Below are 26791 nucleotides of genomic sequence, written 5' to 3' on the forward strand. Positions count from 1 at the left end.
TACTAATACCATATCACCCTGAGATATTCTTTTATATTTGGATATGAATGATGTCGAACTTGAGAAAGGGTTTAGGGCTGTGATGGAAAACGGAAGAGCTCTATTAATTGAAGCCAAGTTTTTACTAAAAAACAATTTTTTTGCTAGGGCATACAGCCTTGCTCAACTGTCCATTGAAGAATCAGGTAAGGGAATGCTATTATACAGAGCAGTTCTTGGGTACTATCAAGGCGATGAAATTAATGAAAAATACCTAGATAGTTTGGGTTTTCGAAATCACCAAGAGAAAACAAAACTATCATTAAAATCAGAAGCCTTTGCAATTATGCTCTTTGAAAAAGATTCAGAAAAAGAAACACATTTAACCGATGCTATCTTAAAGGACCTCGAGTCAATTTCAGAAATAAATAATTTGAAAAACAATAGCTTATACGTTGGAGTCAAGAATGACTCATTCTTCAGCCCAGTTAATAAAATTACAGACATGATGGCAAACGAGATAATTGAAAAAGCAGAAATAAGACTAGCATGCGTGGAGCCTATGTTTAGACCTTTGGGGCAGATCAAAGCATCCTCCAACAAACTCAAAAATTTGCTTAGCAATAACGAAGAAAGAGATGCCTTTGAAAAAAAAATATTTGGAGAATAAACCGCTATCCCAGTCAAAAAAAAAATTCTATTTTTTATTACAACCTTTAATTTTCTCGTTTTTTTGCTAGCGTACAATCCAAATAATTACAGGTGGTGGGTTTGATGTACATATAATGAACTCTGTACATCTACGGAATTAGTTGATAGGTTGTGTATTTTATAGTTGCATATTATAAGTTTGTACAGTCCAGATCTTTTTGTTTTCCGTGTCAAATAGGTCTTCGATAAGATGGAAATAGATTGTCTTCAACATATTTTTTATAGTAGGCCTCTACTCTGTGAAGTGTGTCTTAAAAATCAGTATAGAATTTACATTTACGAGTGGCCTACTAGAAGGAAAAAGGCGGAATTTTTATTGCATTTTTTTTCGCAAATCCTTTAAATGATTTCAAACGACCTGCAATCCAATGCCGAAGTAAAAGTTATTAATGCACTATATCTACCTACCCTCTGCTTACAGGTATTTTAGTTTATTATGCGATGATTCTCATAATATTATCGAAAAACACTAATAATTTCGAGCCTAACATATCCAACTTCCGGAAATAAAAAGTACAGCAATCTTAAATTTATTGATAGCCATTCAGCCTGGTGACCGAATGGCTATCCTTTCAAGGATCAGTAATCTACATCAAATGATAATTCAAATTTCACCGTTATCTAAAGACCTCATCAAGCTTCCATATCAGCTCCAGCGCCTCCGGCCAACCGGAGTCTACATAGATCGTTAAAAGCGCCATGATCTGGGTAAATGCATCAGGATTAGTCAACATCCGCTTATGGTCGGCCAGCAGCTTTTCGGTAAACCTGACCACTTCCTGAATAGCGGAACGGTCAAATGTGTAGGCCGTGCCAGCGGTCATCCGGGTGATCGCAGCTACAGATGAGAGCGAATATTCGGCGTCAAACTTTAGGGCCTCAGAGAGGATTTCAATAAAGTAATGTGCAGTATGGGCCTGTATGATTCCCCCACCTAAGCCTGTAGATATCTGGAGCATTTTCTCAAGCAGCGGCTTGATAAAGAAGTAGAACTGCTCCCTATCCTGATCAGAAATAGATAAACGGTCTCTATGCATCTTGATCAGCCTTTGATTGACCTGTAGGGAGAAATATATCCGCTGGATCATGGTATCCAGCACCACAAATGCTTCTTTCAATTCCTCAGATGGCTCCCCTTTACCAGCGCTAACTTCGTCAAGGAAGACCCCGCTGGTATCCAGGACCAAAAGGAGCAGATCGAGGATCCTTTTATTCAGTGTAACATCCTTTGGATCGGCATAATTGCGGTAAAAGTTCGCGGGCTCAATAACCTGAAAGGCATGAAAGATCAGGCTTTTAGCCAGGCTTGGATTTTCCTTAATGGAATCGATAAGGAGTTTTTTCACTGTATCATTTTCACTCAGCCTGTAAAACCCAAGGGCAATGGTCAGATAATTTTCAAGAAAAGAATTGTTTCCACTAAGCTTCAGTATGGCCTGCTGACCCATCTTAAGGGCTTTGAGCAACCGAGTAGTATCATAGTCAAAGATCATTTTATTATCCAGACTACGAATGATGGATGCCTTGGTGAATGAATCCTTCTCATTTTGCATTCTGTCAAAAACAATGTCCCAGAATTCTTCGGGCTCCGGTTTGTAAAGGACGTATAGCGATTTAAGGATATGAAATCTGGTAACGGCATTTTTATCCCTCGAGAAAGTATCGATTAACGCGACCAGTTCCCTGTCTTCTGAAATACCGTAGAGATAAGGGATTCCCTCTGCAGCAGCGCTCCTGGGCGTAGAGGAATAACCACTAGCAGGGGAATAATTCTTTTCCGCGTACTCATCACTCTCGGTGTGCATATTTAAGCAATAGAGCAGGATCTCTTTGACTAAAACATATTCAAAGGGCAATTTAATACTATTTACCCGATAAACTGAATGTACGACTTTGGTAAAAAATGCAGCAATCTCCTGAAAAATCGTCTGAGAAAGACGCCCGGGCAAATCCTGATTATCTTTTATGGAGCGGAAGAGCTCCAGGGCAACCTCACTAAGCCCGGCAAAGACCTCATTATCGGGAAAATCATTCTGATAAGTCATATTGAATTGTTCCAGACCTGCATTGAGAGAAAGTAACCTTTCATTCTCCGGTTCCTCAACGTCCACACCACTGTCGGAAAGAAACATTTCGGTGGTCATTGTCCCAAAGGAGGAAGAAAACTGCACGACAGGCTTATTTTCTATAATGGAATTTTTGCTTAAATACGCTTGGGACCGCTCATCCTTAAGATTCTCTTTTGGAATCCTGCCCAGCAGCCTGACGATTCTGGCATCAGCACTATTCTCTCCCGGCTCATTTTGAAAACTGGACAGGCCAAGAATTGCCCGTTCTATTTTCTGAAGCTGTGGCTCTGACAAAAAACGGGCAGATAGTTCCAGGAATTTTGCGGCCTCATACACCGTATCAGACCAGTACAGAATCGGTGGTTGGAGGAGAAGTTCATAAAGAAGCCCGTAAAGTTGCTCGGTTAGCTTGCTTCCCAGATTGAGGATTGCTTTCCAATTAAATGCAAATTCTGCGTGACGATAATATATCTCAAGCATTTCATTGATATCCCGTAAATCAGGAGTGGTAAGGCAGCGCTCCAAAAAGTCAATGATGAGCGAAGTGTGCGAAAACGGCTTATGCAAATCACTGTTTTCTGCCCACAGCGCGGACATATCAACCTTGTATTGTGCAGGTACATTATTGATTACCATTGAACTGGGAATGGCTATATGCTGCGCCACCTGTATCTCCCCGTTATTTCTGGCAATGATAAAGGCATTAACTATAGCAAGCCCCATGGGTATGCAGATTCGTGGATAATCGTCAAGGAATTCCGGAAAGAAGCGTAAAAGCCTGTAGTGACACAGCTCAAAATCATCTCTTCTATTGGTCTTGAAGGTCATGAGCACACTTTCATGAGCCACAGTGGGGGTATTCTCCATTACCCGGGGAGCAAATATTCGGGCATATATCTCTGCTACGAATAGCGGATCGTGATGGTAAAAGTGAACAAGGCTCTCACTGAGATAGGAAATATAGGAAATCGGAAAATCCTTTTCATCCATAATTTCCAATACCCTGGTCAGTATTTCCTTTGAAGCTAGCGGATCGGAAGCAAAGGTTCTCGCCACAAGCTCTGTCCCGCGATAACTTGCAAGTTGGTCCAGGTTCTGATTGGGTGATTTTATCCGCTGGTCCAAAAGGAAGCTCATCAGGTTTCGTGAACTTTCCCCACAGGCCAGGTACATTTCCGGATCACCTGCAATATCCGCATCTTTAACCAGCAGTTCAAGAATAATGACGAAGTCCCAGATAAAGGCCAGTTCCAGGCGGGTAGATAATATTCTCAGCAGCCCGACATGGGAGAACTTATTACCCTTATCACCCAGGAACCGGATGGCCTGCAGTATGTTTCTGATTTGCTGGATCTGAAGTGCTACCGTTCCCTCAAAGATATTCAATTGATTCACATCATCGAATTCCCTGGCAATGACAGTGGCCGGTATAAGCTTGTTGAAAAGGACAATCTGGGGCTGTTCTGCAATGGATAATTCGCGGTAAACTTCCCAGAATCTTTCTTGCTGCCGATACCATAAGCGGGAAAAAAAATAGATAAAACTTGGCCGCAAAAAAAACGGCCTTGCATTGTCCTCTAGGATAAAGCCGACAATCTGCGTTGCGGTATCCCTTAAGAGGAGCCTGCTCACCGCATAGTCAAATAATATATTATGAGAAAAGCCCAGTTTGGATGACACGACCTCCTGTTCAGCAAGTACATTTAAGCTGAGCAGTCTTGATATAAGGATCACATTATCAGCGCTTATTTTTTCCAGATAATCAAGTTTATTGACAGAAAGTGTTTTCGCATCTACCATAGTATTACTCAGGCCCATTAGCAAAAGTTCAACCTGCTCCGGGACACCTACCTTGAAGATCACCTTTTCCCAGTACATATCCAGCAGTTGGATCTCCGAACGGACCAGTTTGATATGCTCTACATTTCCGAGATCACTTTGCAGGATCAGTTCCAATAGATTCAGAAAAAATGGAATGGTAAGAATTTCCCTTAGTTTTTGTTCCGCCCCATAAAATACAGCATTGATACCAGGGTTCAGCACAAGAAAGGGATCAAGCTCAGCCTGGCTTAATACCGGAATTAAAAATTTTCGGCAGTGAATGCCGTCATCATTGAATTTTGCCGGGAACAAGTCTATAAGCTTCTGCGACTTTGAAGCGTCATAGCTTCTCACGCTGACCAGGATCGACCATCCGGGAAGTTCGTTCTTTGCCCTTGAAATCTGGTGGATAAGTTTGTCCTTCAAACTTTCATCCCTGGCCGAGTCAAAGGAATCAAAAATCAATACGCCCTTTTTATCTCCGTTTATTGGAATGCGCTTTAAAAGTCCAAGCCAATCTGGATTCGGCATACCCAGTCCCTGGGCGATTTCAGCATCCGTAGCCTCGATCAGAAAATCCATGCGCACCATGGCCGCAGGAATTTTCAGTGTCAGGAGCCTGCTCATGAGTTCACTCAAGGTATAGGTCTTCCCTACCCCGGGATTTCCGATGATCACCCCACTGTCAGTTTGGGCAAATGCCATCACCTGATCAATAAGCTTTTTTCTATCAATCTTCATTTCTAATATCCTTACTTAACACCCTGTTCTGGTCATTCATCCAATCGGGAATTTCCTGCTGCTCATCAACCACATTTTCCGACCCCTCCTGCTGCGCTGCTGCGGCGTCGGGATGTTCCTCCCTAGGGATGCTCGGGTGTATCGAAACGGCCCCACTAAGCTCACTCACGAATTTTGAAAATCCGGAATAGCTTTGATCATCTTCATAAAACACGCACTCTATGCCGTATTGACTCAGCTCTTTTACAATTTTCGCCGCCTTGGCCGCGCCTCCCTCAGCGAGCCTGAATACAGCCATATGTACCTCATCATCGTAGGTATTGAGGTCGTCTTTTACCATATTGAGCATCTGCAGAAAGTAAGGGTCTTCAATACTAAAGCCCATGAAAATTACCCGCCTTGTCGCGAGCAGGGACCAAAGAATTTTACGATGGGCAGTCCATCTTAGCGAGCTTTGGCTGAGGATCTTGTTGATCTGGTCCTGAGTGAGATCGGGATTAGCGAGTTCTGCCAGTACCGGCGGGGTCGGCGGGGTAAGTATATAACCATATTTCTCCATATACTCCGACTGACTGAGCAGAATGGTATTTGGTGTATAGTTTAATCCGTGGATGTGAAAGATCTTTCTTGCATTCAACTTATTATAGTTTAGTGACTTGAAAAAACTGAGCAGCACCTTGGCATTGATACCCTCATCGATAGAGACAGGCATTTGTGACTTACGGGTGAGGTGGGTAAGTGCATTTTCAAGCACCGTATCGTAGTTTGTTGTCACAAATCCCCTGAAGGGCATACTTACCAGAAGCTTATGGTAGTCCTCAAAGGTATCCGTATGGAATTTCTGCATGATCACGTTGGTATAGATCTCAGCAATGAGTACCGCTTTCACGCGGTCAAAAAAATCAAGGTAATTTTCCGCTGTATCATCAAAAGGTGCAAAGTCGGGCTGCGCTTCGGTCGCTACCCGCTGGAATTCCTCGACAAGTCCCTTCCAGGTCACAAACATACTTGCCGTTACCCCTGCCCCGGCCAAAAGAATGGCCTCTCCTGACTCGATGAGTTCGATGAGCTTGGCCTTATTACTTTCACTGCGTTTAAAGATTTCCTGGCGTAGTTCTTCCTCAGACATACCGGTAGGGATTAATGGTGAGGGAAGAAGCGGTTAATTTATTGTTGAGCGTCATTCTTCTAAAGCTAAGATTTACATCCAGGATTTGCTCCTCGTGAAAAACGAAGCGTTCATTTCCTAAATGCACGCCGCTAAATTATAATAAAATGCCGAAATCCGAAATATAGATTTTATGTATAAAATTCTCGAAAAGCTCCACCTTGAGTGGGCTAAGCACAACCTGTCGATCCCATACCATCGGAAACAACATTTGAATTGAATCATTAGTTGTCTTGCGACTATGGAATTTGGTGGAACGGGGTCAACTAGAGTAGGTTTTACATCAGCATTACGAAGTATCGATTTACTATTAACCAGAAAATTAATATAACCGATTAAAATGATTTTACTTTCGCTCGTAATATACCATTGAAAGTCTTAGCGTGGCCTTCTACATAAAAAATTAAGGGAATAAATGTGGCATAAAACTCTTTTATTGTTGACTCCACCATTTCGATATATTCTTTCCCGTGTGCAATCGTATTTCTCATTTCTTCAAACCGTCCTAATTCTTCTGTAGCATTCAAAAAGATTTCACTTTCACCGTTCTTTAACTCACGAAGCTTTTGCTTTAATTGACCTTGCTTACCCGATGAATTTAGATAGGTTTCAAAAGCTACAAAAGCATAGAAAAAAGCCTGATTATATTCATTCCTACTGTAGTGAAGATAACTATCCACCAACAACAGCCTATATAAGGGGTCTGATAAGTTAGCATTGAGAACCGCTAAATTCAGTTCGGCAATCAACACTATATCTTCCCCGATAGCTGTTGAGTCGCCATCAAAGAATCCCGAATATTCTATTGTTTTATTCTGGTTATTGACATAGTCGACCTGAATTTTCCTTACCTTGAAGCCATCATATTCATGATCACGAAATAAGTCTGAGTAAGGATGGGCATTTTTCGCAGCACGTTCAACCGCTCTTTCAAGCGGTTCATCCCTCTGTATTTCCGGCAAATTAAAATCATCTAAAATATGATTTACGCTCGAATAGTTGAAAACACCGTACCTTCCAAAATCAGCAGAAATAACAGAATAATAGAGATCTTTGAATTTCCATGATTGATGGAAATAATACGGCACAACATTCAGTCCTGAATACTGGAAAACCTCGAAATCAGGTGTATTGTCAACTTGGATTGTATGTTGCCTATAATTTATAATGTTTAACTTTTCGAAAAGCAGTTCAATAATATTAGTGCGTGAGATAAGAGTTTTGAAAGGCATTTTGTTGGGATTATTTGTATAGTGGCAAGATAATGAACTATGAATACAACACCTAGGCCATTAACTTCTTTCAGTCACTCAGTCATAATAAGATTATCACCAAATGAGAAACATAACTAGAATATGCATTTCCACCTAATTTATCATTTCACTAAAATTTATATGTACCAAATCCGACCTGAGTTCACTATAAACTTGATTTATTAGTTAGAATTAATTTACTTTTAGTTCTTATATTGAAAATATGCATTTATCTCTCATTTGGAATACGCTCATTGTTTGTTATTTTGTCTAGGTCACGAATAAGTTCCACTAGAATTTTTTCTGCATCTGCAGGTGTTAGCGGTGGCTTCATAACGACATTTGATTTCTTCGCCATATCAGATACATACATTACAACCTTTTCCATCGCTGTTGGAAACATTCTATTAATTATCGTGGTAATGTATTTTATACATTCAATAACTAAGCTGAATTCGATAATTGTTTGCGGCACCAAGAAACTGTTAAGACTTTTATTGGTGGGTACACTTTTGTTCTTAACTCTTAAATTATGCGCCACCACTTGATTTCTGAACTCTTTAATGTCGGGAAAAAGATTTAGTACACTTTTAATTCGCTTAAAGTAGGGGGCTATATATTTTTTCTGTTGCTCATTTAGAAGTCTTGTAAAGTGACCATGATACTCATCTAGATAACTAGTCACCAACATGCAGCCGTTTTCAAAACTCATCGTATTTATAGAAATGACAATATTTGGATCGACATGATAGTCAGGCAAACTACATAATGCCCGATGATACCTTATAATATTATTGTTTATAACGTTAAGGATATGAACGCTTTCATCTAAGGGAGTAATTCGGTGATAATTTGGTAAGTCGGTAACTTCCACAAAAGCTTCAATTTAGATTTCGAATAGTAGCTGCGATTGATTGTAATATAGATAATTTATTTAAAAATAAGAAACATACCTGTCTTCATGATAGCGAATTACACTAACAACTTGGATGTGACTGTTTGAAAATCCTTCTTCCGTCCATATTGACTGTTCCCTAAAAAGGACTTGCATCGTAAAATAGAATAAAGCTGCCACATCAGCAAAGAATATAATAGGATAATCTGATAAAAAGGAAATAAACTCACTGAATATAGATCTCAAGGTAATCGATCTGAACGAGGACAAAAGATATGTCAAAAGGTATCGAAGAAGAAGCCCGCCAATCAAACTGTGGGGCAATCATAGAAACACTTAAGCAAAAACTGACCGAATGGCTTTCAGGCTATACATATATTGCCCATAGCTTAAACCTTGATGGTGGTATAGTGATAGAGATTTACCTAAAACACACTTAATATGTTGTGCCAGATTGAGGTGATATAATTCATTTGGGATTCCATTGGTAAACCTGAAAGGACAAGATTCAATAGCTAAATCATTCAAGTTCAAATAACGCCGACCAAAAGCATTCAGATGACCTGATCAGCAATTTGCCGCTACAAAATTTATAGCTTATTTTTGCTAAAAGATCGAAGTACCCAAATCGAAAAAATTAAAAACACAATTTTAAGATGGAAACATATTTCGTCTCAGGAAACCCCTACATGGTTTCACATTTTTACCACGGTGGTAATAATCTTAAGGCCGGCCAGATTATCAGACTTGTATCTCAGCATGACAGCCATTTCAGCTGTCTGCGCAGAATCAGGAAAGTTTTCGATTTTGCCAAGGAAATATTGCTAATTGATCTGTAAAAATTTGCATCAGTTGTTTTGCGACAGCTGATGCTTTTTTTTTGAAAAATATTATCTGGAAATTCAGCCAAACACGTTCCCTGATTCATCATTTTGAAATGATTGATCTTGAACTTCTCCCCTAAATTGCTCAGTGGCGAGACGTCCTTTCGCGATTAGTGACTATCCCTTTATCGACATATTCAACTCAAAGGGCCAATCTTTGATCAGCCCAAGAAATTGGGACCTGCCACATCTAAGAGCTCCCCATTCTCGTCAAACTGATAAGAAAAATAGCCACAGTCATATTTCCTTCCTTTCCCCTGCCATGATTTGTCCCATTGATATCTACCAAAATTAAGTTCAAGAAATTCCCGCTCGGAGATTGTCGTGCCATAATGTGCAACCAAAAGCATGTGGTAATTGATTGGTCCATGACCCTGGCGGTGCAATGTCGCAAATTCATTTCTTGAAGCCTGGGGCACCGATGCCCAGGCATCGCATTGCGTGTTGATTTCCTTTTGTGCCATAAAAGGATCTTCCGATCTATATCTATTGGCTGTTTTTGAGATAAGGTTATAAATCCCGTTGTTCGAATCCCGGAGTTCCCTCGCCCAGGTGGAGAGCCCATCGTCATATTGGAAATCAGTCAGTATTCCATTATTTATATGCAGGTAACATTTTATTTTTCTGCTGTAAAACAAGCCATAATCAGATGTTTCCTTCAAACCCAAAACTTCGCTCAGAAATTCGATGTTCAGGCTTTCATTGATAACAGCTCGATCCAGGATTTCCAGGATGACGGTTGGCCGGTATTCCCAATCGAAAGAAAAACTGGACATGGCTTTTTTTATGTCCTTGTCAATTAAAAAGGTAACATGCTTTGGCGTAATCGCAAAAACGACATTCCTGCTGAATACCTCGACGGCAATCGTTTCAATCTTGTCAGAATCTTTTTTGGGAACCTGATAGATATGTACCTCATCTGAATGATAGCCTTGATCTTCAACGATGGCTATGTAGGAGCCGTTACCAGGAACATGACCATATTCCCTATAGGCACCGTTATCATAATAAAACAACCCGATTGATTCTCTCTTACCCATGTTTTTTGTTCTAACTGCTCTTTTTTACCCGCCCGAATTTAGATTTCACATAGCTATGGACACCGTTAATTTCACTTAGATTATATTGCACACCGAAGAGCCTTTCAAAATGCTTAAGCTGTTCGCCGATATTTTTGCTATTTCCAAAGAGGTCCCAGATATTGGTTAATCCCTTGTATCTTTTAACAACTTTCCTGTCGTATAGCCATCCTGACCTGTCTTTGCCGCTCGGTTCATTGATATCAAGCAGTCCATAGATAATCCTGCTGTTCTCATCCAGGTATTTCCGGTTGAAGACCTTCCAGAATTCCTGAAATCTGGCATAAGCATCAGACTGTTCCTTTAAACTCGCTGCGCCATGGACCTCATCTTCAAGTTTTACAAATTGGTCCCGCAACTGTTGGTAATCCGCCCGCAACTGACCCAGCTTATATGGAATTTCAGAAATATTTCGAATCTGGCTCAAAAGAATATTGGTAAAGGGTGGAATAGGGAGAAAAGTGTAGTCGAGACTCTTTTTCAGGCTTTCTACACTTTCATCAAACAGGCTGGCCAAAGATTCCAAAGACTTGATGGAATACGGCCTGTTTGTGAGGGAAAGAACCTGCTCGCTAAAAAGCTGCAACGGAAGTGTCGTTTGGATGCTGTTATGGGTTGCCACCTTTAATAGATTCGAGATCAGCTCGTTTGAGCTGCTCCTGATCTCGGAAACTGAGAACTTCCCGTTCTCAAAATTAGAAATAAGCAGCGGGATCTCAGTTTTGACCGAAGAGATGCTACTGGGAATGAGATATTCACTGAACCTGTTTTTCCCGAAATTGGACACAAACCTGTGCTCGGCTTCCTTGCGGGTAAGTCCCGGATCGAAGTCAGAATATAGTTCGCGGCCATTGGTTTCAACTACCCCGTCCACATATCTGATCGAACATGCTTTGGTAATTAAATTTAGAATTGGTCGGCCCTTCGGAAATAACGCAGGCGAGGCCAACTGGATGTGTTTAAGCTCGCTAAGGGAGGTGTAAAAACTCGAACAGGCAATAAAAGATTCCACAAATGTGTTCAGAGAAAACATAAACTCGATATTCGGCTTCGCATACCCGCCCAGAAAATGATCCAGCTCGTCGATCAGGTTCATGCTGATATAGGTACTGTTATAACCTACCTTCTGATTTGTAGATGTTTCCATTTCGTTAAAAAAGTTTGGGCAAAAATTCAATTGGTGATCAAACGCACAATTTGCACCTGCCAATATTATTATCTTGCGGAGATAAAATTACTTATTTTTTTAGGAGCTAAATCGAAATTATATGCAAAAACTCAAAATCGAAACGCCTGATATCGCAAAGGACTTCAAAAACCATCTGGATATACCCGGCAATAATTCCATCTTGTTCTCTGCACCTTTTGGAGCTGGAAAAACAACATTTCTGGATGATTTTTTCAGGGCAAACACCGAGGAGTATAACTTTGTCCACCTATACCCTGTCTATTATTCTGTTTCGGGAAATGAAGATATATTTGAACTCATCAAATATGATATTCTCTTTGAGCTTATGTTGAAATACAGATCGGAGATAGCACTTCAGGATGGGGACCTGGATTTTTCAAGATCGCTCGCGCTTCAGCTATACATCAACAATGAATTCAAGCCACTTGACCTTTTCCAAAAACTTGCATCGATCATATATAAAACCGGAAAGGAGATTTCTGAGGTAATCTCGATTGCCAAAGAGTCCAAGGGCGACTTCGAGGAATATTTCAAGAAGATCCGTGAGGGCAAAATCGAAGTCATCGAAGAGTATACGCTCGCTTTTGAAATGGTCAAAGGGTCGGTTTATGAATATGATTCGATATCCAAGATGATCGCGGGAATATTAACGGGACTAAAGGAACCCGGTTTTCTGGAAGATGTCCAGACGGAAGAACGCGCGTCCAAAGATAAGCCAAAGGAAAATGTGCTCATTATTGACGACCTGGATAGAATAGATCCTGAGCACGTCTTCCGAATCTTCAATATCTTCAGTGCACACCAGGACTGGAAAACCTATAAGAACAAGTTCGGGTTCGATAAGGTGATAGTGGTCTGTGATGTTAAGAACATCCGTTATATTTATGAACACAGATATGGCAAGAACGTCGATTTTGTCGGATACATCAATAAATTTTACAGCAGCCATGTATACGCTTTTGATAATGCCGCACATGTCATCTCCAACCTTAGGGGCATACTAGACACGCTGAATACCAAGGCGGTGGAAAAAGCGGATATTTACCATCCCTTAAAAAAATATGACCTTAGAAAGCATGAGGGCAACTATTTTTCGTTGAGCCTAACATATGTTCTGAATGCATTGGTCAAGACTGGTCTTTTGGAATTGCGGTCGATCATGGGCATGTCCAAATTCAATATCAGGAAGTACAAATTCTTTAATGAAGGGAACAGTGGATTTGAAGGGGATTCCATTGATTACGAAATCCTGATATTCATCCAGTTTTTTTGCCAGTTATTTGGAAGCCTTGATGCCTTTGAAATCAAACTGGACCAACTATCGGAGGTAAGTACATCCGATCCAAGATATGTCGGGATTATCGATAGTGCTTATGAGAAGGACTGGGGTACATGGATTATTGACTACTGCCTTCCGGTACTCAATACCATGGATGCTAAAATTGACTCCACAAATCTCAAGATCAGTCTGGGAGATAAGCAGATCATTTATAGGGCGATAGAGGAAAATAGAAAAACCAGGTACCAATTCCTTAGGGTGACCGATGCGGTAGGTGTTGAGGTTAAGTTTTCGGAGCTCAACCTGTTTGTTTTATTAAAAGAAACGCTCAGGAAGTCAAAAATCAAAGGTATTCTGAAATAACATTTAAATTCCAGAGAACCGCTTGTTTAAAATAATCAGGAATGTTATCTTTACCCTGAGAGCGTTAATTTAGATTGGGCCAAACAGCAAAGCTGTTCGGCCCTTTTTTATAAATCAAAAGGTGAACAAAAAAACCACAGGAGTTCTGTGGTTTTGATAAAAAATCTATCTCTGTTTATTTATCGCTATTTTTCTTTTCTGTAACCTCAGCTCTGATCTCCTGAGCTAAAACTTTCAGGTCTTGCATCGCTTTACGAACCCTAGTTCCCGCAGCAGCGTTTCCACCATCATAAAATTTCGCAACATCTGCTTCTGTTGAAGAGATCACCTCTTGTAATTGTTTGAATTTGTCCATCTTTATATATTTAGTTTTTGCAGTGTGTTTTTCTTTCTTGAAAACCATTTGGATTAATCAAAACGAAATTAACAAACGATTTCAGTTCAGCAAACAAAAATGCTGCTTTATCATCAGTTGAGTAGGCATTCAGCTTCTTCATAAAAAAATGCTGCTTTCAATTCCCTACTGCACAGCGAGAAAATCGTATTTGATTTTTGATTTTATTCTAGATAAATCAGTCTTTCCTTTATTTAATCCTTCATTCTCCACGGATGATGGCTTTGCAAAAAAAAATCTTTTCAATGATTTACACCAAATCTTCTCACTTTATAAAGAACATCAAGGTGAGAAAATTAACTTTTTGAAGCTATTAAAGCGTACTCACTTTTTCTTTTCTAGGTGTAAATACCAAGTGAATTCGGCCCGGCTTTTCAGAAGCTTAAAACCATTTGAAATGAGCCGGGGTCTACATCACAGCGAAATCTAGTGAACAAAATAGGCCAAAAAAGACGGACACGAGATGAAAGCCAGTGGCTATTGAGCAGCCTCCTTATGCTTACCAAATCATTATTTTATTTCTTTTTCTATATCGTCCGTCAACGTTACTACTTACTTTTTTTAGTAATTTACACCTGCCTTACTTGCTCATGAAAGGTCGGCAAGTTGCAGGTGGACTCTAAGGAAAGGCGAATTTTTAGTGCAAATTTTGTGCAATGCTTTAGATGATTTGAAATCAACCTATAATCCAAGGACAACGTAATAGAATATGCCTGTAGTGGATGTGTTTACCCTCTGCCTAAAGGATATCGGGACATGTATTACAAATTCAGTTTTCCGACGGCAGTCGCCCCTGTTTGGTGAACCTCCAACAGGGCGTGTTTGATATTTTTGTAGTCGATAATTTTATGTGAAAAGCCAACAGCACCAGCTTTAGATGCCTCCTCGACATAAAAATTTTCTATCTCTGAAGTCAAAATAATCACTTTAGCGTTGGGATATCTTTTCAAAATTTCTTTTGTCAACTCAAGACCGTTCATATTTGGCATACGCAGGTCGGTCAAATATATCCGGAGGAACTGTGCACCTATCTGCGAAACCAAGAAGCTCCATTCCGTCACTAAAAGCACTCATGACATCAAAGCCACCATCAACCAACATTTCGACCATTGGTTCCCGAAACCACCGCTCATCTTCTGCATAAATGATCGTTTAGAAAGAATGAACAACATTATTCAACATTAGTATTTCTTTATTTATGAAAACATTATTTTTATTGAGTTGCTTCATTTCAACTTGTGCAATGATCGCTGCAGCTACAATGCACAACCCCTTTATAGGCTTTGCTGTTGCTGGAATCACATGGATTTTATTTACCAAATACCTTGGTGAAAAAAAAAGAACATACAGATCTTGAACAACTTTAATATATCTAATCAAACTATTTGTTAGTCAAGTCTCTTATCCATCCATAAAAATTGCCATCATTGGTCACGACAAACCCTGCTAAAACGATATTACTGTAATGGAAAAGGTTCATGTCGCCAAAATCGAATTTTATTGGGTTGCAAGGATGGGTCTCGGTTTTAGTCTTAACAAACGACCGTTTTTTGAGAATATAAAATCTTAAATTATAAGAAAGCATCAGGTGCTTTAATTTAAACTTTTCCCAAACAATTCTTAGCTAATTTGAAATTGATAACTTTTCGTTAGCATTAATAGCTTAACAAAAGTAAAATCAAAACATCTGATATTTAGTATCGATTGTAGTTATTACAGATACACCTAAAGAGATACCAAGATGATCACTACCCAAATAACACTGAAAACACTACCAAAATAAAACATCGGCATATTTTCTTTTAGGTTCTTTTTAATTAGTCCTGCGTAAATGATCCAGCCAATGAAAGCAATAAAATACAATGGAACAGCAAAAAATAACATAGCTTTTAATTAATGAATTTCTTAAAATAAATCTAAGATACTAAAGATATTCAGTATCTCATCTTTTGAGTCATGACAAGTAATAAATTCTTCTTATTCCACCGTTTTTTGATAAAAAATATAAGCTCAATTGTGCCTTTGTTTCTTTATCAATCTTAAGCAAATTGACTTTTCATCTAGCAAGAAAATGTTACTAGATATAGGCGTTATCTTGAATAATTCAGCCCCAACACGTTATAATTTTAGCTCGATTGAATTGGTATCCATGGAAATTAGTTGTTAGTTAAGATGTTAATAGCTTTATCTAGTAATGCGTCCTTTTTATATATTATCCCTTTAATTGTTGGTTTTACAAACTCATCGATTTTCACACCAATTCTTTGAGTTGGAGAATTATCGGGATAAAATACACCCTTACTTGATATCCTGGTGTAAATGCCACCTGGAAGTACGAGAGTGGTTACCTCCCCATCCGCACCTGCTGTCTGGCTTCCAATTACGCTAACATTTGGTGAGCTCTGGAGTGCCATTGTTGTGTACTCTCCCTGGCTTTGCGTGTCGGAACTGACAATTACCACTACCTTCCCATCATATGATTCGCCATTTTTTGCTGGTCCATTATATTCTGAATCAGTGATCACAAATGTACCCGGATTTGAATAGTCTACCGTTGACAGCTTTAAAAACATACTTTTGAATGATTTAATGTAGCTTGCGAATGTGTAAGACATCAAATCAGCCGGATACTCCCTCATATCTACAATTATTCCCTTTGTTTTTGCGAACATTTTTTCTATCTGTGCTAAATCCGAATTTATGTATTTACCTGCATTAAGATAGCCAATCTGATCATTTATTAAATAATAAGCCTCTTTTTGTGTTTGTCCGGGCGCTCTATAATTTGATTTGCCCTTGAGCGTTGCGATGTCTAATTTGATTCTCCTTCCATTTCGATTAAACACAAACCGCATTTCTTCATCATTACTTCTCATCAGATAATTCCATGGCAAATCTCTCAATTGAGCATTATAATTGGAAGCTGGTGTGACTGGTAAGTATTTCTTGACAAGCTTTTCAATTCTTTCTCCTTTGATCGAGACAATAATATCACCTATTTTAACCTTATCCTGAATACCTAAAGTATCGGTACGGTATCCGCTTACGATTAGCTTGTTTTCGACAAACTCGGCTCTAAAAGGAACGCGATATTTACCCTTTAGTGATTCTAAGGTTGGATAATCGTTGATGATATTTGCATGAGTGTCCTTAATTGTCGATATAAGTCTTAATGTTGCAAGTGTATATTCTTCGGCGTTCCTGGCAGCTACAAATTGCGGAATGAAATCTTTCAGAACCTGGTTCCAGTGTTTTTCTGTAATGTTTCTGTATGGCGAATAATAATTTATGATAGACCAATATCGAAATAAGGAGAGTAGCCTGTAGCCTGCATCCGGAAATAACATTTCATCGTAGCTTTTTTCGTTGACGAATAGTGGATAACCCAGGCCTGGTTCTTTTTTTACCCAATAATTCTGTTTATCCGACCTGTTTTGCCGAATGTACCTAAGTTTGTTTGTTAAGCTTGCTGATAGCGTTTTTCCTGTGAAGAGATCCCCATAATCCGGAGCCATTAACACTTCGGAAGCAGATGGTATTTTACAGTTATCACACTTCTTCACATTAGGAAGGGAATCTATGTAAGCTTCAAGGGCGTGACTTAAGTCCCGAAGATTATTACAATTACGTATATTGGCTAAGATTTTGAATAATTCGCCATCCCAGTTCAAATCGCCGCTACCGGCATATGGGTGATGATATTTCAAAAACCCCCATACCTGCCCTACAATAGCGAGTCTGGTAATATTGCTGGCATTCGTATGTACATCGCTTATATCAGAACCATGCAGATACGAAGTATCTACCTGAGCTTTCTTTGGAGGGATGCGCCTTAAGTTTTTCATCCGTTTTCCATCCTTAAAAAGCTGGAAATTATCGAACCATACTTTGCCAATCCCATCTAGAAATCCTCCATAAGCTATCCCCTTTACTTTTTTGGTGAAAGGGAGTTTGACTCTATATTCGGCCCAATCATGAGTTCCCGCCTGCTTTGTATCAATATATGCTAATTGACCATTTTCTCCTTCTAGTTTCAACCATAATCCGGCATAGCAACTGGAAGTTGATGAAAAGTTTTTTGGTTTAAAAAAAACGTTCTCTAAACTGAAATTATAATTCAGAACGTAAAAAAGAATTGTCAAAATATCCATTCAGGACGAACTATAAGATCAGAATGATCATGTACAACGAAGTGTGAATCTACTCATTTAATGAATAACCGCGAAGCCAGTTGACCCGATCTCCCCAGTAATTGCATCTGAATTAAATCATTAATTATCTCGTAGTAAGGGATAAACTACACTGGGTTTCCAAATATTTAATCACTACAAACCATTTTGCCCCTCTATTAGTAATTTTTTCATAGGCGGAATCCTAAAAGAATATTCAGATTTAAATTGATGCTGGGGCAATAATGTCAAACATTATTTTTAGCACTAAACAAAACTAAACCCCATATACAAAATACAAGGGAAAAAGTCATTTTCCCGGTATTATCCGTCACACTACCTCCTAGAAGAAAAAGTAATAGGCCAATGCCAAGAAGTATTATTCCAAGAATTTTTTTCATATAATCTATTTAAAAGTGAAGGATTCGCAATTAATATCCTATTCTCTATCATTAATCAAAATTTTTCTTTCAATTTAATAGGATTAAATTTCATCAAGATTAAATGGATTACTCTTATTCTAAAACGACTTTGAGCTTATCAGCGCTGAGCCTTGCCTTAAGCCATTTCTCCATCTTGTTTTTATCTGAATCCGGCATTTTGCCTGTAAGTGTTGCTGTAAACTGAAGAATTGTGTCTCTTTTAAGGGTATCGGTATTCATGAAGACAGTATTAGCTACACTATAACTTTTTATGGCTGGAAACAAACTCTTGATCTCTTCACGGATTTCTGGAATGCTGCTCTCGTCTTTGTTTCCCGACACTACCTTTTTAGCTAGCGAATCGCGGTTGAATACATCCTCCATAATACTGGCTTTGATTTGTGAAAAATCCACATTTGCCCTGGCATCCAGTCCCTGGCGGATAATGAGCCTAGTACCTATAAGTTTATAACTAGATAGTTTAGAACGGATGCTGTCAACAGTTGATTTGGGCAGTTCCGCACCAATTAAAAGTAAATCAATTTCTCTTAAATTCCTGGAATACTTAAAACTCTTATTGACCACCTGAGTATTACTAAAATTGAATTCTTCACGAACAAACCGCTGCGCACTATTTTCAAAGATACTTTTTTGTACTATTCCGTAAGCTAGATAAATACTTGGCAATACGGTTACTAAAACCGTAATGAGAATATATCTCGACACCTTTTTCTCCGTATTTCTGTCCTCAAAATACTTTTTATTGAATTTAAGAAAACGAACGATCAGGTAAGTGGAAATGCAAATGAACAGGCTGTTTATGAAAAAGAGATAGATTGCCCCGGCAAAAAAGAGCAGGTTGCCCGAAGCGAGCCCGAATCCCGCCGTACAAAGAGGTGGCATCAAGGCAGTCGCGATGGCCACCCCAGGAATGACATTACTTTTTTCTTTTCTCGTCACCGCTATTGCTCCGGCCAAACCACCAACGAAAGCGATGAATACATCCCATATAGAAGGCGTTGTCCGGGCCAGCAGTTCACTCTGCGCATCATGAAGTGGGGTGATGTAAAAGTAAAGTGTTGAGGTAGCGATACTAATTATTGTCGCAATCAGCAGGTTCCTCCCGCCCTGGCGTACCAGTGCAAGGTCATTGGTCCCGATGCCCAGTCCAATCCCGATGATCGGTCCCATGAGCGGCGAAATGAGCATCGCCCCGATGATTACCGCCGTCGAGTTTACATTCAGACCGATGGAAGCGATAAATATCGCAAAAATAAGCGTCCATAAACTTGGACCGACAAAAACTGTATTGGCCTTTATGGCCGTCACTACCTCTTCTTCATTGGCCTTATCCAGGTGCAGGTTGAACCTTCGCTGAAAAAATAATCTGATGTAAGCACCCAGGCCTGATTCGTGTTCTTTCATACCATTATTTTTTTAATTCAATTTGATTCGGCGCAGTTCCTCTTAATACCAAGGTTCCCAGTATGCCTGCCAGAACAGAGGCAATCAGTATCCCATACTTGGCCTGTTCAACATATTGCGGATTTGAGAAGGCAAGGCCGCTTATAAAAAGGGACATGGTAAAGCCTATCCCAGCAAGAAGCGAAACCCCAATCATGTGTTTCCAGGTTCCACCCTCAGGCAACTTTGCAATACGTAGTTTTACCATGATAAAAGAAAATAGCAATATGCCGATAAACTTGCCCAGAACAAGGCCTACTGTTACTCCTATAGAGACCGGATTGATTATAGCCGAGAAAAAATCAGCACCGATCAATATGCCCGAGTTTGCTAGTGCAAAAAGTGGCATGACCAGAAAGGCCACATAGGGATGTAGCGCATGCTCGATCTTCTGGAGTGGGGTTTCCGCAGCAAGACTGAGGTGCTTTACCTGCTGTATAGTTTGGTGCTGATCTGGCGTGGTTAATGTACTGTTGCTAGGGATTTCACGATCAAAGTCGTCTGTTAATTTACGAAGGGTGTTGGAATAGACCTCTTCATCAATTTTTGTCCTCGCCGGAATGGTGAAAGCAACCAATACCCCGGCTAGGGTGGCGTGAACACCAGATAGCAGAAACCCAATCCATACGACAATTCCAATAATGAGGTAAAATGCACTGCTCCTAATCCCCATTGCATTTCCAATAATCAATACAATCAAAAAGATTCCGGCAATTCCAAGCGCTACAAAGTTGACCTGTCCAGTATAAAAAAATGCAATCACCAGCACCGCGCCGAGGTCATCCGCAACAGCTAGTGCCGATAGAAAAACTTTAATACTGCCAGGAATGTGCTTACCCGCCATGGAAAGCAGTGCCAGTGCAAAGGCAATATCTGTCGCCATCGGAATACCCCAGCCATGGTCAGCACTAGTTCCGCGGTTGATCAAAAAGTAGATGCCTGCAGGGACGAGCATTCCTCCCAGTGCTGCAGTCATAGGTAGCAACGCTTTGGAAAAGGTGGAAAGCTCACCCTCCATAAATTCGCGCTTGAGCTCAAGCCCGATAACAAAAAAGAAAAGAGCCATTAGCCCATCATTAATCCATATATGAAGCGGCTTATCCAAAAGATGTTCTCCAAGACCGACCATAAAATGTGTATCCCATAAATGATGATAGGATTCATTAAAAGCAGAATTCGCCCAAATAATCGCAAGCACGACGCTTATAAGCAAAACAATCCCGCTGGTATATTCCAGGTGAACAAAACGACTGACTGGGGCTATTATTTTTTCAATTGGGCTTTTCGGTAGAGAATTCATCACAGGAACTTTTTATAGTATTACAAACTGCTAAAATACTTTTTTAGGCCGATTAACCTATTGTAAAAAACAATAAATCATATAAGAAGATTTAAGTAAGTTCTAACACGGATTCTGACGCCAAACGCCTTTTCTTATGCCATCTATATTGGACTTTTTTAGAATTTCATATGCGGAAATCTTGTTATCAAATTTGAAATAAACCCTTGATTATCCGACACACCCAACTTGAAAATCACCACCCCATTATGGATGGATACACGCAATTTCTAAACTTAGAATAAAAATCAAGATACTGATTATAAGCAATTTACAGAAAAATAAAGTTATCGGAATGATTTTGGTTAAATGATCGCAAATAGAGAACATGAAACGATCTTATAGTATTAACGAAAAAAGAAGTCTACTGAGCAGGCTCGGTAGGGTCAAACCTTTCCATTTCTTAGTAATTTTTTATGCAACAATCATCCTTGTGGGCATCCCGATCCGCATGTTAAAAATTGATGCACTGACAGTGATATGTTCATTACTATCCCTAATTATGGTCATTATCGGATTTGCCTTTTTTGCAGGCAGAAGAAAACTGACCCGATCACAGCATAAAATTGAAATGTAGATGAAGTTTATCTTCAATGGCTAAAAAAAAAGGCAGATATAAAAAGGAGTTTTGGCCATAACGCTAAATGCTTTAAAAACGAAATGGGGTACTGAAGGTCAATAGCCGAGAGTATAACTCACACATTAAATTCAATATGGGAAATGCTGATCATCGGAATGAGCAGAAAATTCTTGGCAGGATTATTCAGGAATATGCCGAGATGTGGGCAGATGTTATACTGGATAAAAACCTGGTAAAATCGCTACTCGAGATCACTAGAGACATAAATTATGTGGATGGATTAATAGCTCGTAGGCATGCACAAAAACTTAATACTGATAGCTATGTAAAAATCGCAAATCAGTTGGCCAGACTGGAGAAAATCATTTGGGAAAAAATTAAAAGTTCAACAGCATGAATTCAATATCCTCCTCCCATAAAAGAGGATATCTATTTTCTAATTTCCTCCCAGAATTATAGGGTTTTTTGCGTTACCCATGATAATGATCTTCGCATTTGTTGATAGTGCGATTTCTTTCTGCGCGAGAATGGATTCATACTGGAGCTGTTTGTCGCTTAGGCCTGTTGAAAGAATTCGCTGATAATCGGCTATACCCTGCGCTTCGATACGTTTACGCTCAGCCAGCTGTTTTTCCTTTTGCAGTACAAACTGCATCTTTTGGGCATCCTGTTCAGCATTGATTTTGGATTCGATTGCTTTTCGGACAGATTCTGGCAAGGTTACATTTCTAACCAAAAGCTGCTCAAGCTTTAACCCTCGCTTGGCAAAACTCTGATCAATTGCAGAAAATATCTTGCTCTGAAACTCCTGTCTTTTGGTAGAATACAGCGCCACAGCTTCATAAGAAACGGCATTGTCCCGTATAGCTGTGCGGGCAATTGGACGTACGATCTTATCCAGGTAATCATCCCCTATTTCTTTTAATATCCTTGGTGCATCCTTCGGGGTGACACTGAAAAGAACAGAAAGATCTATTGTAACTTCGAGACCGTCCGAGGTCAGTATACGGATAGCATCATCGCCCACTTTATTACCTTCATCATGCACCGCCGACATGGTATAATTCTGGGTCTTGACATCAAAGGTAGTGACTTCAACGAGGGGGTTAACTATATTGAGTCCGCTGAAAAGCACATCGTTATCAACCTTTCCATACAATGTCTTTACCCCAACCTGACCTGCGGGAACAACCTTGAACATGGAAAGTGACGCTCCTAACAGGATAACCACAACACCTACTATTCTAATGAGCCTGCTGTAGCGGGTGAGACGCGTTTCACCTTTTGCGGAAATAATACTTATTATAACAATAAGGAAACCTAGGATAATGAGAAACATAATATTGGTTTTAATTTACAGATAACTTTAGCAAAGGAAATGCCCCAAAATTTGAAAGGTCAGATAAAGGCATCAGTGCCTATTAAAAAGACATTTTCTTTCTCATGCCAAAAAATAACAACATGGGGTTACCATATCAAAATGGGGTGATATTTCTCATTTTGGTAACTCATGAGGGACTACAATATCAATGAGGAATATCTCAAAGACAACATTATTTTTGCTCTTCATGATTTCTATGTATTCAGTTCCGGCTCAGTTTCTTTTTCATAGCCAGTATTACGATTTTCTGGGTGATGATTAAAAATCGCGCTCAGGGATTCCAGCAGCTTTATATACAGAGCAGTCCCTTCGGTGACCTCTGATAAGTAAACATATTCATCGGTCATTAAAGATCTCAACGGAGAACCTGGACCCATTTTTAAAGAGGGCATATGCAATAGGCTCCGCTCCGAGCTGGTTGGTGAAGAAAAAGTATTTCTGCCAATTTGTTTTCCCGCATTAACCAAGGGATGGTTAAGGTCGATCGCTGATGGGGTAATCAGGTTTGTCCGGATAGCCGTTTGACAGAATGTGTGGTTGCGGATGATGTTCATGATTTCTTTTTCACTGTAGTGATGATCAAACCGGATGTCCACGGTAAAGGAGCATTCACTTGGCACAATGTTGTGCCTTACTCCGCCATTTATTTCGGTTACGGTCATCTTCACGGCATGATGGTCAAAACCATGGACTGGAAATTGAAAGCTCGAAAACCATCCAATATCCTTCATTGCCCGGTAAATGGCATTATCTGCATCACTTGAACTCGCATGGGCGGATATTCCGCTGGATGTACAGTCTACCACAATAGCGCCCATTTCCTCAATGGCCATATCCATATCTGTAGGCTCGCCCATTATGGCAAAGGATATTGGCATTAGATCAGAAAGAATGGATCCCAGTCCTTTATTTCCAGAATTCTGCTCCTCTGCAGTTACCGCCAGACAAAGATTGAAAGGCAGGCCCTTCCAGTCATAAAAATATAAAAATGCCGACAAAAGAGAAACCAGCGAAGCTCCGGAATCATTGCTTCCGAGTCCATAAATTTTTCCCTCATATATTGATGCTGTAAACGGATCCCTGGTCCAGTTATCATGTGGGTGTATGGTATCAATGTGCGAGGTCAGCAGGACCGTTGGCTTTTTAACATCAAAGAACTTATTGTAACACCAGATGTTGTTGAATTTTCTGATCGTCCTGATGGCATAGTATTCACTGAGGAAATTTTCAATAAAGTCTGAAGCATGCTTTTCTTCCCCACTGGTCGATGGCGTAGTGATCAGTGTTTTTAAGAGTTCGATAGCCTGATGTCCCAGTTCCTCCGGAGTTTTGATGGGAACGGGATTTATAATCATATAGGTTTCCATAATTTTTAGTTTTAATTATAATCCTGTATAGGAAATATAAAAAGTAGGCCTACCCTTCCGGTCTCCGATAAGGTTTTCCATATATGCAAGCTCTCCATGAATCTTATCGCTAACAGGATTTTTGTTTGTTTTAAAAGGAGAAAGATAAACCCTTACCCATTCATACAGCTGTCGAAAACTGCGAGCACTGTTCATTTTTAAGATTTTTTTTCCATGACTTTCGTTGTTTGCCATACTCTTGATTTCCATTGCTTACTTTATCCAATATTATCAAAGTGGATGCCTAAAGTGTCTTCTTAATGGAAAACAGGCCATTATAGGCCATAAAGCGAGATCTATTCATTCAAGAATAAAGATCATCAATACTTATACCTTTCAAAATAGAAGGGTCATTCCCATTTTGGAAAAACATTAAAAAGAACAAGAGAGATGACCATGAAAACAGGCACATCTCTTTGGAAATTTTCAAAGGAGAATGTATTAGCTCTTTCTCCTATGCGTTGGGTAGCGTAAAAAAGAAGCTGCTTCCTTCTCCAATTGCACTTTCGACCCAGATCCTCCCCTTTTCAGCTTCGATAAAATCCTTGGAAATGGCCAAGCCTAAGCCTGATCCCGACTTGTTTTGCCCGTCTGTAGGCACCTGAAAGTACCTGTCGAAAAGCCTTTTCTGGTACTTTTCATCAATGCCCTTTCCAAAATCCCGTACAGAAAAGCGGACCTGACCGGACAGCTGAACGACATCAAGAATAACCCTTGATTTGTCCGAGCTGTATCGCAGTGCATTGGAAAGAAAGTTTACTAGTACCCAGGCGGTTTTCTGGATGTCGGCATTCACTTTTGGAAGGTTTTCATCACAGTTCACCTCGAGCCTAATATGCTTCTGTTCCGCCTGAAAACTTACCGCATCAATCGCATAATTTACGATTTCAAGTGGTTTGGTGATCGCAAAGCTGAGCTTGAGATTGCCCGTTTCGGCCTGGGAGAGATCCAATAGCTCACTGGTTATCTTAAGTAATCTATCGGAATCTTCCCGAATATGTTCGAGTAATTCTTTTTGTTCTTCGTTCATTCCTCCGACCCTTTCATCCTTTAAAAGCTTCAGACTCATCTTTATCGATGATAGTGGAGTTTTAAGTTCATGGGAGACAGTAGCGATAAAGTTGGTCTTAGCCTCGTCAAGTTCTTTAAATTGGGTAATGTTTTTCAAAACGTAAACGCTCCCCGCGGATTTGGAGGATTCTACAAGCGTGTCACCTTCTTGTACCTCGAAATTGGGTATAACAATTTCTCTGTTTTCGAGCTGAAAATAACTTTCCTTATCATCGGCGAATATCTTTAAGGGCTTAGTATCTGTCTGAGGACTCAAGATACGTTTAAAAAGTTGATTTTTTTCGACAAGTTGAGATACGTTTTGACCAACGGTCTTTTCGGCATCCAGATTAATTAGTTTTGAGGCTAGGGTATTTAGAAAGAGAATCTCGCCTTTTTCATTAAGCCCGATGATAGCATCCTGCATTTGGGCAATAATTGCCTCAATGCGCAGTTTTTCAGATTTGAGTTTCGAGAGATTGCTATTTTCCCATTCGTTAAGCTTTTTTGTCATGCTGTTGAACGAGGAAGCAAGCTCACTGAATTCATCGTTGTTATTAAAGTGCAGGCGCTGCTTATAATTTCCTCTGCTGATCTCGCGGATCGCCTTGCTGAATTCCGCAAGCGGATTGGCAACAAAGCCAGGAAAATTTACAATAAAAGTAAATAGAATCATAAAACAAACTGTTGCAGCTATGCCGATATAGATATTCGCTCGCTCGGAAGCTGCTGTAGCCAAACCGTTCTTCTCATATATGGCTTTCATATTCAAATCCTCTATTTGCTGCAGAGCTGTTCTCACTTCCCTCAGAAAACTCTCCAATCCCACTGATGAGCTAGCATTTGAAATCTTTTCAAAACCCCGCTGGAGGCTTTCTACAGCATCGCGCTCCCCGGGTTCTGTAATATTTTCTTGTTCCAATTTCAGGTTTTTAGCGAAAACTGCTTTTTCAGCATTTTGCAATGGGAGGCTGCTATTATCCAACACACCACGCATTGCGGCTATATATTTTAAGGTTTTATAGTTATCCTTGAGAATTACCTTGGATTTATCAGAGAGCTCATTGAGAAAAAAAATGGCAATTAGTCCGAAGGAGAGCACTAATATAAAAAGGAAGCCGAAGCCCAGGCGGAGTTTAGTCTTTATTTTCATGA

The 26791-nt window shown here is 39.8% G+C and carries 19 protein-coding genes; 4 read left to right on the plus strand and 15 right to left on the minus strand.

Features of this window, described 5'->3' with window-relative positions; translation table 11 throughout:
- Positions 1–43 precede the first annotated feature (43 nt).
- Positions 44–649: an AbiV family abortive infection protein gene (locus tag ACO05K_RS13905; RefSeq protein WP_421945036.1), complete on the plus strand. Its 606-nt coding sequence runs from the start codon at positions 44–46 to the stop codon at positions 647–649.
- 658 nt (positions 650–1307) lie between these two features.
- On the opposite strand, the gene ACO05K_RS13910 is transcribed toward ACO05K_RS13905, so the two are convergent.
- The 4 genes from ACO05K_RS13910 to ACO05K_RS13925 form a co-directional block, all read right to left on the minus strand.
- The gene (locus ACO05K_RS13910; protein WP_421945037.1) at positions 1308–5321 is read right to left on the minus strand and encodes a hypothetical protein; all 4014 of its coding nucleotides are present in this window, start codon (positions 5319–5321) and stop codon (positions 1308–1310) included.
- Positions 5311–6450: an SIR2 family protein gene (locus tag ACO05K_RS13915; RefSeq protein ID WP_421945038.1), complete on the minus strand. Its 1140-nt coding sequence runs from the start codon at positions 6448–6450 to the stop codon at positions 5311–5313. The genes ACO05K_RS13910 and ACO05K_RS13915 overlap by 11 nt, the downstream gene beginning before the upstream one ends.
- A gap of 374 nt (positions 6451–6824) precedes the next feature.
- On the minus strand, positions 6825–7721 hold the full coding sequence (locus ACO05K_RS13920; RefSeq protein ID WP_421945039.1) for a hypothetical protein: 897 nt from the start codon (positions 7719–7721) through the stop codon (positions 6825–6827).
- Positions 7722–7971: 250 nt separating this feature from the next.
- On the minus strand, positions 7972–8616 hold the full coding sequence (locus tag ACO05K_RS13925; RefSeq protein WP_421945040.1) for a hypothetical protein: 645 nt from the start codon (positions 8614–8616) through the stop codon (positions 7972–7974).
- A gap of 296 nt (positions 8617–8912) precedes the next feature.
- On the opposite strand from ACO05K_RS13925, the gene ACO05K_RS13930 reads away from it, so the two are divergent.
- Entirely contained in the window at positions 8913–9077 is a 165-nt protein-coding gene (locus ACO05K_RS13930) for a hypothetical protein (protein WP_421945041.1), read from the plus strand.
- A 605-nt stretch (positions 9078–9682) separates the two neighbouring features.
- Here ACO05K_RS13930 and ACO05K_RS13935 read toward each other — a convergent pair.
- Both ACO05K_RS13935 and ACO05K_RS13940 read right to left on the minus strand, forming a co-directional pair.
- On the minus strand, positions 9683–10561 hold the full coding sequence (locus ACO05K_RS13935; protein WP_421945042.1) for a hypothetical protein: 879 nt from the start codon (positions 10559–10561) through the stop codon (positions 9683–9685).
- A 10-nt stretch (positions 10562–10571) separates the two neighbouring features.
- On the minus strand, positions 10572–11747 hold the full coding sequence (locus ACO05K_RS13940; RefSeq protein ID WP_421945043.1) for a hypothetical protein: 1176 nt from the start codon (positions 11745–11747) through the stop codon (positions 10572–10574).
- Between the two features lie 121 nt (positions 11748–11868).
- On the opposite strand from ACO05K_RS13940, the gene ACO05K_RS13945 reads away from it, so the two are divergent.
- Complete coding sequence (locus ACO05K_RS13945) at positions 11869–13431, plus strand: P-loop NTPase fold protein (RefSeq protein WP_421945044.1); 1563 nt, start codon at positions 11869–11871, stop codon at positions 13429–13431.
- Positions 13432–13606: 175 nt separating this feature from the next.
- Here ACO05K_RS13945 and ACO05K_RS13950 read toward each other — a convergent pair whose 3' ends face one another.
- The 5 genes from ACO05K_RS13950 to nhaA all read right to left on the minus strand — a co-directional run bounded on the left by ACO05K_RS13950 (position 13607) and on the right by nhaA (position 21180).
- Complete coding sequence (locus ACO05K_RS13950) at positions 13607–13786, minus strand: histone H1 (protein WP_421945045.1); 180 nt, start codon at positions 13784–13786, stop codon at positions 13607–13609.
- 800 nt (positions 13787–14586) lie between these two features.
- Complete coding sequence (locus ACO05K_RS13955) at positions 14587–14895, minus strand: response regulator (RefSeq protein ID WP_421945046.1); 309 nt, start codon at positions 14893–14895, stop codon at positions 14587–14589.
- A 1086-nt stretch (positions 14896–15981) separates the two neighbouring features.
- Positions 15982–17976 (minus strand): S41 family peptidase, encoded by a 1995-nt coding sequence (locus ACO05K_RS13960; RefSeq protein WP_421945047.1) that lies wholly within the window; start codon positions 17974–17976, stop codon positions 15982–15984.
- 533 nt (positions 17977–18509) lie between these two features.
- Entirely contained in the window at positions 18510–19841 is a 1332-nt protein-coding gene (locus ACO05K_RS13965; RefSeq protein WP_421945048.1) for a TIGR00341 family protein, read from the minus strand.
- Between the two features lie 4 nt (positions 19842–19845).
- Positions 19846–21180: a Na+/H+ antiporter NhaA gene (nhaA, locus tag ACO05K_RS13970; protein WP_421945049.1), complete on the minus strand. Its 1335-nt coding sequence runs from the start codon at positions 21178–21180 to the stop codon at positions 19846–19848.
- Between the two features lie 752 nt (positions 21181–21932).
- On the opposite strand from nhaA, the gene ACO05K_RS13975 reads away from it, so the two are divergent.
- Positions 21933–22196: a hypothetical protein gene (locus ACO05K_RS13975; RefSeq protein ID WP_421945050.1), complete on the plus strand. Its 264-nt coding sequence runs from the start codon at positions 21933–21935 to the stop codon at positions 22194–22196.
- Positions 22197–22235: 39 nt separating this feature from the next.
- Here the strand turns inward: ACO05K_RS13975 and ACO05K_RS13980 are convergent, their stop codons facing one another.
- From ACO05K_RS13980 to ACO05K_RS13995, 4 genes are all read right to left on the minus strand, one after another.
- Positions 22236–23138, minus strand: a complete 903-nt coding sequence (locus ACO05K_RS13980) for a prohibitin family protein (protein WP_421945051.1) — start codon at positions 23136–23138, stop codon at positions 22236–22238.
- Positions 23139–23374: 236 nt separating this feature from the next.
- On the minus strand, positions 23375–24547 hold the full coding sequence (locus ACO05K_RS13985) for a M20/M25/M40 family metallo-hydrolase (RefSeq protein ID WP_421945052.1): 1173 nt from the start codon (positions 24545–24547) through the stop codon (positions 23375–23377).
- Positions 24548–24562: 15 nt separating this feature from the next.
- Positions 24563–24781 carry a hypothetical protein gene (locus ACO05K_RS13990; protein WP_421945053.1) on the minus strand — a complete coding sequence of 73 codons (219 nt, stop codon included), beginning with the start codon at positions 24779–24781 and terminating at the stop codon, positions 24563–24565.
- Positions 24782–25040: 259 nt separating this feature from the next.
- Positions 25041–26789: an ATP-binding protein gene (locus tag ACO05K_RS13995; RefSeq protein WP_421945054.1), complete on the minus strand. Its 1749-nt coding sequence runs from the start codon at positions 26787–26789 to the stop codon at positions 25041–25043.
- Between the last annotated feature and the right edge of the window lie 2 nt (positions 26790–26791).

This window comes from Pedobacter sp. (genome assembly GCF_965227205.1).
Lineage (GTDB): Bacteria > Bacteroidota > Bacteroidia > Sphingobacteriales > Sphingobacteriaceae > Pedobacter.

Excerpts from the sequence above, each read along its gene's own strand:
- ACO05K_RS13905 (WP_421945036.1), top strand. The coding sequence starts at position 44 with ATGAATGATGTCGAACTTGAGAAAGGGTTTAGGGCTGTGATGGAAAAC.
- ACO05K_RS13910 (WP_421945037.1), bottom strand. The coding sequence starts at position 5,321 with ATGAAGATTGATAGAAAAAAGCTTATTGATCAGGTGATGGCATTTGCC.
- ACO05K_RS13915 (WP_421945038.1), bottom strand. The coding sequence starts at position 6,450 with ATGTCTGAGGAAGAACTACGCCAGGAAATCTTTAAACGCAGTGAAAGT.
- ACO05K_RS13920 (WP_421945039.1), bottom strand. The coding sequence starts at position 7,721 with ATGCCTTTCAAAACTCTTATCTCACGCACTAATATTATTGAACTGCTT.
- ACO05K_RS13930 (WP_421945041.1), top strand. The coding sequence starts at position 8,913 with ATGTCAAAAGGTATCGAAGAAGAAGCCCGCCAATCAAACTGTGGGGCA.
- ACO05K_RS13935 (WP_421945042.1), bottom strand. The coding sequence starts at position 10,561 with ATGGGTAAGAGAGAATCAATCGGGTTGTTTTATTATGATAACGGTGCC.
- ACO05K_RS13940 (WP_421945043.1), bottom strand. The coding sequence starts at position 11,747 with ATGGAAACATCTACAAATCAGAAGGTAGGTTATAACAGTACCTATATC.
- ACO05K_RS13945 (WP_421945044.1), top strand. The coding sequence starts at position 11,869 with ATGCAAAAACTCAAAATCGAAACGCCTGATATCGCAAAGGACTTCAAA.
- ACO05K_RS13950 (WP_421945045.1), bottom strand. The coding sequence starts at position 13,786 with ATGGACAAATTCAAACAATTACAAGAGGTGATCTCTTCAACAGAAGCA.
- ACO05K_RS13960 (WP_421945047.1), bottom strand. The coding sequence starts at position 17,976 with ATGGATATTTTGACAATTCTTTTTTACGTTCTGAATTATAATTTCAGT.
- ACO05K_RS13965 (WP_421945048.1), bottom strand. The coding sequence starts at position 19,841 with ATGAAAGAACACGAATCAGGCCTGGGTGCTTACATCAGATTATTTTTT.
- nhaA (WP_421945049.1), bottom strand. The coding sequence starts at position 21,180 with ATGAATTCTCTACCGAAAAGCCCAATTGAAAAAATAATAGCCCCAGTC.
- ACO05K_RS13975 (WP_421945050.1), top strand. The coding sequence starts at position 21,933 with ATGGGAAATGCTGATCATCGGAATGAGCAGAAAATTCTTGGCAGGATT.
- ACO05K_RS13980 (WP_421945051.1), bottom strand. The coding sequence starts at position 23,138 with ATGTTTCTCATTATCCTAGGTTTCCTTATTGTTATAATAAGTATTATT.
- ACO05K_RS13985 (WP_421945052.1), bottom strand. The coding sequence starts at position 24,547 with ATGGAAACCTATATGATTATAAATCCCGTTCCCATCAAAACTCCGGAG.
- ACO05K_RS13990 (WP_421945053.1), bottom strand. The coding sequence starts at position 24,781 with ATGGCAAACAACGAAAGTCATGGAAAAAAAATCTTAAAAATGAACAGT.
- ACO05K_RS13995 (WP_421945054.1), bottom strand. The coding sequence starts at position 26,789 with ATGAAAATAAAGACTAAACTCCGCCTGGGCTTCGGCTTCCTTTTTATA.